Genomic DNA, 8,240 nt, shown 5'->3' with positions numbered 1-8,240 from the left:
CCCAGCTTCTGCTCATAATACCAGCCGTGGCTCTGCCAAAGAGCGATATGGTTGTTTGTAAGACCCTTATCGAATGAGTTTTCGGGTGCGGAAAAGTTGGTTACGAGGGGGGGCTTCACTTTGTGTGAAATCATCCGGTTTTTATCCTTCTTCGATTGACGGTAAAAATTGGGAACAAGCGTGCTTATTTCCTGTTTATCAGAAAACACGCTGATGCGATATTTCTTTTGTGCCAAAGACAAGTGATATCGTATGCTATCGTAAATTTGGCGTACGGTATTTTCGCGCATCGGCAGGTAAGAGAGGGAGAAGTTGGTGTGCAGCTCAATGCTTTTTTTACGTTCATTCAGCGCAATACTGTCCACCGTCACCTTTCCCGGGCGAAGTAGCGTCTCCCGGTAAATGTTGGTCAACGACCCGTTAAGTCTGAATTTCAGGGAATCCTCCTGAAGATTTTGGGAAAAAGAAGAATAGGACATGGCCAGAATCAACGCTAAAAAAACATATTTCTTCATCGGATGCTCAGTATATTTTTTTCAATTTTTACAAAATTAGAAAAAATGATTGAATAACTTCAATCTTTTAAAAGTACCTTGTAAAGTAATGGAAAACTACAAACTTTCCTTGAAAAAGGGTTGTCCAAAAGTTGTTCATCCGTCTTTGTCTTTATGCAATTCAATGATGCAAAAGAAGAAGAAATGAACTTTTGGGCAACCCTTATAAAGCAAGAAATACTCAACTAATTATTTCCATCCTGGATTCTGTACCAGTTGAGGATTCAAAGAGATTTGATCTGATGGTATGGGATACCAATAGTGTTTCTGATTGAATTGTCGTTTCTTTCCCTTGGTCCCGTCAATATAGTCACCCGTTCTGTCTACAACATGGTTATAGGGGTCATTCACAATGTTGGCACCCAGAAGTATATCCGGATATAAAGACGAATCCAGCTTATCAAGTTGATGCCATCTGATCAGATCCCAGTAGCGGGTCCAGTTATCAAACATCAATTCGTTACGGCGTTCACGGCGAATTTCCCAAATGAGATCACTTACGTCCATGTTATTGGCTGGATCAGAATAACCTACATTTACGTTTAACGGAGGAATGCCGGCCCTGGATCTCAGCTTGTTGATTGATTTGTTCAGATCGTCTTGGGTGATTGAACCTAACTCTGCACAAGCTTCCGCATATTGTAAATATACAACAGATAACCAGAATATAGGAGCGTGGGTAAAATTAGCACTGGTTTGGTTCCTGTACATATTATCCAGACTTTTGTTGTCATATTTGTTTACCCCGTATCCTGTGGATGACGTCATTGAAATGCCGGTTCCAAACCGGGTGAATCCCCGTCCCACATAGCATAGTGCCGTGTCGATGGTTTGACTGAGCCGCTTATCACGCATATCCAATATCTTTTTAATGGACATTACCGTATCGGGAACTACATTTCCTCCTACAGTTTTAGTCCCTATCTTCATTACTGCGGCATCCGATTTATCCAGAGATGTCAGTGACAATGGTTTACCGTCGGTGAAAAGATAAGATTCGAATGCATTCTTGCTCATGCCGCTTATTTGGGTTGATGAGCTGATATAGGCAATCAGGGAGTGATGCAGCACATTTTGTTTGTAGGCTTTGTAAAAAATCATTTCAGGATTGTCAGCCAGATTAACGGAATTGTAATTCCCCTGGTAAGTAGGACTTAACGTGAAATTTTTGCCCATCAGGAATGCGGCTGCGGTTTTCGTTTCCGTGAAGAATTTGCCTGCGCCCGCCATATCGGGGGCAGACTGACCATCTTCTGCTTTACGGTATTTACGGAAACTGCCTTCGAAAAGCGTGATTTCGGCTTTCATGGCGTTGGCGACATTTTTATTCAATTTTATTTTGGAATTATTATCGTTCATATTGTTGCAAGCGAAATTTAAATCTTCCAACACGTGATCCATCACTGCATCCCGATTTTCCCGGACACCGTATAAATACCCTTCGTCTGTGATGTCCAATGATTTATCCACCCAGGGGACATCCCCATAGGCGCGTACAAGCTGGTAATAATGCCAGGCTCTCATTAACCGACCAACGCCTCTCCAGTGATTTTTAGCTTCATCGCTCATATTCACTTTGTCCACATTCTCAAGTAGGATATTGGCCCGTCGGATTTCAATCCATCCATCCCGCCAGTTGGTGCTGCTGGCCGGCACGTTTTGAAATGTCCAGTCGGCAAAACTTCCGCCTGCCTGGTCATCGGAAAGGGTCCGAAAATAAAAGAGACCCGAGCCTCCGGCATTCCCATACCCTAGGAAATCCTGGTAGAAGGTATTGGCGTAACCGGTTACATTACTTTCATTTGTCCAGAAGTTATCGTTGGTAAAAGTATCCAACGGGCTTTTGTCCAGAAAGTCGTTACAAGAAGAGAAGGCCAAGATTGCAGCAACGATGTATATTATATTTTTTTTCTTCATATTTCTGTTTTTTTATAATGAATACAACAGTTTAGAATGTGAGCTGAACACCAAATGATATTGTCCTGTACATGGGGTCTATACGTCCCCAGGTCGCATTACCCAGACTTACACCTTCTTCTTTGTCATTGACTTCGGGATCGACGGGCGCGTTACTCTTGTTAATCAGCTCCATCAGGTTATTTGCACTGAAATAGATCCTGGCTCTTTGCATATATATTCTCGATGCCATATCGGTAGGAAGCGTGTAACCTAGTGTTAGGTTCTTGAAACGCAGATAGGCCATGTTCACAATATATTTAGTCTGAGGGTAAAAATTATGGTTCCCTAATTCCAGAACAGCAATCGTACCTCTTCCGGCATTACCCGGGAATAATTTCGGGAAATCGGCTTTGAAATCGGGATTTTCTTCCGTCCAGTAATTTGTCTGGTTTTCATAAATGGCGTCAGCACCTCGCATCATCGGCATGACAAATGCACTCTGTGTCCACACCGAGCGTTTTCCAACTCCCTGGAAAAACATATCCACATCGAATCCTCTCCATTCAGCACCCAAGCGAAAACTGTACTGGTAACGCGGAGTGGTGTTGCCAATCACTTTCAGATCGCCGTGGTCATCGGCAGTTCCTTTTCCACCGTCAATAATTTCGTTTCCATCTAAATCCTTGAACTTGATGTCACCGGGGCCAAATACAAATGTTCCTTGTTGTAATCCGACTTGAGAGGCAATCCCTGTCTTATAGGTGCCGTCTGCATTAAAATCTTCCTCTGTAAAAAAACGATCTGTCTCGAATCCCCAGATGTCGCCATACCTTTTACCACTGTAATTCTGGTTTAATAATTTGGTTTCATTGTCCCATTTCACAATGTCTGTGACAAAATCTCCCACATTAGCATTGGTATATAGCAATACATCGTTGAAGCGGTGGCGCCAGTCAATCGTCAATTCCCATCCACGTGTGCGAAGAGTTCCTGCGTTGACATAGGGTGCAGTGGCTCCGAGTACCTGTGGCATTGTTTGGCCTGGTGCGAGCATGTCTTTCGTTGTACGTTGATACCAATCGAATGTGAAATTCAGTTCGTTGTTAAAGAGCCCTAAGTCGGCACCAAAATCGAGCGTTTGTATACGCTCCCATTTTAATGTGGAGGAAACCAGTTTGGGCATATTGTATGCAACAACAGGCACACCTTCATCAGTTAACCACTTTACGTCATCAGCAGGCTTGTTGGATGCATCGCGTTTTGTCAGTGTGGAAAGGTACATGTTGCTACCTACTGCCTGATTGCCGATTTCTCCGTATGAGGCTCTTAACTTGAGATTATTGATCGATTCTTTTAAAGGATCGAAGAAAGCCTCTTCGCTGATCCTGTATCCGGCTGATGCCGATTTGAAAAAAGCCCAGCGGTCGTTAACCGGAAACCGGGAGGAGCCATCATAACGTCCGTTTAACTCGAGCAGCCACTTTCCGTCATAGTTGTAGTTCAAGCGGCCAAAGTATCCGGCTGTAGCCCAATGCGAATGTGCCCCGTCAACGTACTGGCTGCCTGTGGCCAGGTCAAATTCCGGCAGATTATAGTCTAGCAGGTCATTTCTTTCAGAATAATGGTTGAAGTATGTATTTCCTTCCGCATTTCCTCCCAACATAAGATTGAAATGGTGGCGATAGGGTAAAGAAAATTCATAATTACCATAGATATTCAGTGCAAAGGTCTTGTCCTGATCGGATTGTTGTTCCAGCCAGGAGCTACTGGTATACAACGTTGTCTTTTCGATGGCTCCTCCCCAGGAATTCCATCCACCCAAAGGTATGTAGGCCGCTTTATAGGTATAGTTATTCACGTTATAGGTATAGTCGGCATTTAGGGTTAATCCTTTTGCCAGAATTGCCTTTGCAAAAGTTCCCATACGTATGAAACTATTATTATCGGTCCAGTCGCCCGCTTGCTTACGGTAAGCAATGTCGTTACGGAAGTCGTTACCCTGATAAGTCCCATAAGGGCCGAAGAAACTTCCCCAGCGCCACATGTACTGATAGGTCGTTCTGCGTGTGGCAGGTCCAATAAAATCTTTATTGCTGTAATTGAACCGGGCTCCGATCTGTAACCAATCTTTCACATCGGTTGTTACGTTCAACATAGCTGTCCACTTGTCCATTTTTTCGGGGAAATATGTCATGACACCTTCTTCGTGGTTGTATCCTACCGACATGTAGTAGGACGTTTTTCCACTTGTCCCCTGCAGGGAGAGGTTATGGCTCTGTGACGGTTTCCAGTTTCGGAACATAATGTTCACTACATCCCAGTCTGCAAAATACATGCCCACGCCGTTGTTGTTCAGAATGAAATCGCCGAGAGGTTTTGAACTGTCTGTAAGTGCATTCTTATCACCCAACACCATTTCCCGGTAATTGGCTTTTTTGCCGTTATGTTCGTCTCTCCATTTTTCAGCATATGGAAGCATCTCATCGAGATACATGCCAAACAGTTCATTGGCCAATCCTGCGCGTTCATTAGCGGCAATCAGTGCTTTCAATTGAGAAGGGACATCGGGGTAGTCAGGTAATATGGTGGGGGTATCCCAAGCAAAATTGTTGGTATAGTTTATAGATACCCGATCCACCTGCCGTGCCGATTTGGTAGTGATAAGTATCACTCCGAAAGCGGCTCTGGTCCCGTAGATTGAAGTAGAGGCAGCATCTTTCAGGACAGATATGTTTTCAATATCCTCCGTATTCAGAAGGGAGAGATCGTCCATGGGAACGCCATCAACAATGATCAGGGGTTTACTTGTGGCATCATTGCTTAATGTCCCCAAACCACGTATGGTTACGGAGGGTTGCGCCCCCAGCTTGCCACTGTTGCTGATAACGGATAAGCCCGGGACTGCTCCCTGCAGGGCTTTCGAGATGTCGGAATAAGGACGTGCCTCCAGCGTTTTGCTGACATCCACGGTGGAGACAGCTCCTGTTAAATTGGCTTTTGTCTGAACCCCATACCCCACCACTACTAGTTCTTCCAGTGATTGCGTATCTTCCAACAGGGTAATGTTGAAATGGGTTCTTCCTGCGGTGCTGATTGTCTGACTCATATAACCAATATAGGAAACATGAATGGACGCATCGTCGGCTACCCTGAAAGTAAACCGTCCGTCGAAGTCGGTGATGGTCCCATTGGAAGAGGTGCCAACTTCAATGATATTGGCTCCGATGATGGCTTCTCCTTTGGCGTCGATCACTCTTCCAGTGATTGTCTTTCCGGTTTGTTGCATGACTTCCGTTGTGGTGATGATTACTTTTTTACCCTCCTCGGCTAACGGTTTTCGTGAAATCGTGATTTGACGGTTGACTATCGAGTAGGTAAGTTCTGTTTTCTTCAGGAGAAAATCCAATATTTCCGTAATGGATTTGTTGATAAAGTTACAATCAATACTGGTAGACAATGCCGCCTCGGTATTATCCATCATCAGGAACAGGTAATCGCTGTTTTTTTCAATTTCTTGTAATGCCTCCCTCAGCGTGACGTTCTTTAATTCGGCATTCACTGTTTTTGATTGGGAATAGGTGTTTTCTGCCGAGATTGAAAAAATACAGAGTAAAGCTATCAAAAAATAAATTTTCATGATTGTAAAAAACTTTTCGGTTTTTTTCGTGGTAAAATGTGCACGGTTATTATTTTCTTGCATATCTTTGTCATTGAATTTTAATTTGTTACCAAATAGATTATGATTCACTTACATTTTGGCCGGATAATGTTACCGCATTATTCGGCTTTTTAGTTTTCTTTTGGGATTGTTATCATAGGCTTTTTGTTTTAAATGATACATGTAAATTAAATTTACGTTTTTTAGGGTTTACTTATGTATATAACCCTTTCATTCAGTACGTTGTAATTCAGAAAGGTCATTTTTGAAAATGATTGCAACACATCTTCAAAATTATCGGACAGGAATAATTTCCCCGAACAGGTTTGATTGTGCAGTTTTAGCCCTGCATCGTAATTAAATTCGATGTTATAGTATCTTCCGATTTTTTTGAGTACATTGGTCAATGAGGTTTTGTTCAACAACATATATCCGTTTTTCCAACTGGTATATTCCATAACATCCACCTGTTGTTGCTGGATACTTCCGTTACTAATTTCAGCTTTTTGGTTAGGTTTCAGCATCAAAGAGTTGCCCGCGCTCTTTACTTCCACAGATCCGTTCACCAGCACCACCGATTCACTTGGGTCATCGGTATAGGAAGATACGTTGAACGAAGTTCCGTAAACGGTTATCTGGGATTGAGGCGTGTGAATGATGAATGGATGGTCTTGCTTTGTCACTTCAATAAAGATTTCACCTTTTACACTAATTTCCCGAGCCTCGCTGGAAAAAGCAGAAGGAAATTCCAATTCGGTACCGGAGTTTACATATACGGTTGATCCATCGGAAAGAAGGATCGAAGATTTTTTTCCGAAAGGGACAATAAGTCTGTTTTTCCGGTTGTTTTTTAAATCAATTTCCTTTTGGGAGATAGAATCCCTGATCAGGGCCTTTTCCTTGTCTGAGAATTGAACTGTGGCGTTATTTTCCAAGTCAACCACTTGATGTTCTGTGAATAACTGTACTTTGTCCCGGTTCATCACCTCTCCAATGAATGCCATTTGCTTGCCGGGTACGATTTCTTCCCGGCGGGTTGTATAAAGTACCGTAATCAAAACCAAAAATAAAATGGCAGCAACAGATGATGCATACAGAATCCGCAGTCTTCTCCTCCTTGCCTGCCCAAGTCTTCCTTGCAGTTCCCGGTACACAGTTTTTTTTTCAAGCCGGTATGTACATTGTCCCTGTCGTATTTTGTCGAATTCGGAAATGGCTTCCTGAAACGGTTCCCTGAGGTGTTCGTTCTCTCTGATAAATTTGCTCCAGAAAGCTGTCAACTCTTTGGTAGGATGAGTCCTCCAGTATATGAAAAGATCATCACACAAAAAATTTTTATCGTGTATGTTTTGCTTCATTCACACTCTTTTTTATCAAAGACTGGAAAATGTGGACCAAAGGACGTATTTAAGGAATATTAACCAAATATTGTGAATAAATATATAAGAGATGATAACGAATGGGGTCTGGAATTATCTTTCATTTTTTTGAGTGCCCTGTACAATGTTTTTTTTACGGCATCGGGAGAGAGATTGAGAATTTCGCCTATTTCTGCATAATTCAGGTTAAGTTGATAATGATAGTTGATTATTTTCCGTTGCCTGGGAGGTAGAGTTTGAAGCAGGTGTGACAGTTTTTTTTGTAACTGGAGTTGCCTTTCTTCATCAATTATTTGTTCAATGATGTTTTTCTCATTCTCAATAAAGAAGTCCAGATAGTTGATTTCGTGTATTTTGTGTTCTATGGTGTGAATGTCGAATAGCCGATTTTTTACGCTGCCGAGCAAATAGAATTCAATGTTCTGAATATGCCGCAATTTGTTTTTTGATGCATAAAGTTTGAAAAAGACGTCGTGTATCGCATCCTTGCATGTTTCTTCGTTGAATCCTATTTTCAACGCATAGGCGAAAAGCTCCGGGAAGTAGGTATTGTAAAGTGCTTCGAAAGATCTTTCATCACCCGCTAAGAATCTTTTCCATGCTTCTTTGCCCATCGTTGCATGACTATTTTTTGTTATAGTTTAAAAATGTATATGCATATGGATGTTTATCGTCGGTCTCGTGCGATTCTTTTTCAACGAGTTTCCATTCTGTAAAAGGGATTTCTGGAAAAAAAGTATCCGCATCGTC

General features: G+C 42.3%; 5 protein-coding genes and 1 pseudogene. All 6 read right to left on the bottom strand.

All coding sequences use genetic code 11. From position 1 onward, the window contains the following. A pseudogene (locus tag B3Z75_RS13020) lies at positions 1 to 515 on the bottom strand (xanthan lyase); the annotation flags it as partial. A gap of 228 nt (positions 516 to 743) precedes the next feature. Then, positions 744 to 2,471, bottom strand: a complete 1,728-nt coding sequence (locus B3Z75_RS13015; RefSeq protein ID WP_294072524.1) for a RagB/SusD family nutrient uptake outer membrane protein — start codon at positions 2,469 to 2,471, stop codon at positions 744 to 746. Positions 2,472 to 2,502: 31 nt separating this feature from the next. Beyond that, entirely contained in the window at positions 2,503 to 6,090 is a 3,588-nt protein-coding gene (locus tag B3Z75_RS13010; protein WP_286846751.1) for a TonB-dependent receptor, read from the bottom strand. Between the two features lie 224 nt (positions 6,091 to 6,314). Then, entirely contained in the window at positions 6,315 to 7,469 is a 1,155-nt protein-coding gene (locus tag B3Z75_RS13005; RefSeq protein WP_286846752.1) for a FecR family protein, read from the bottom strand. 59 nt (positions 7,470 to 7,528) lie between these two features. Further along, a complete protein-coding gene (locus B3Z75_RS13000; RefSeq protein WP_286846753.1) occupies positions 7,529 to 8,104 on the bottom strand; it encodes an RNA polymerase sigma factor in 576 nt (191 codons plus the stop codon). 10 nt (positions 8,105 to 8,114) lie between these two features. Then, positions 8,115 to 8,240: dihydrofolate reductase (locus tag B3Z75_RS14300; RefSeq protein ID WP_414702904.1), on the bottom strand; the 126-nt coding region annotated here is incomplete at its 5' end.

This window comes from Proteiniphilum sp. UBA1028 (assembly GCF_002316955.1).
GTDB lineage: Bacteria > Bacteroidota > Bacteroidia > Bacteroidales > Dysgonomonadaceae > Proteiniphilum.
The sequence above is the reverse complement of the archived record's forward strand: the minus strand, read 5'-3'. Positions and strand labels throughout refer to the sequence as shown.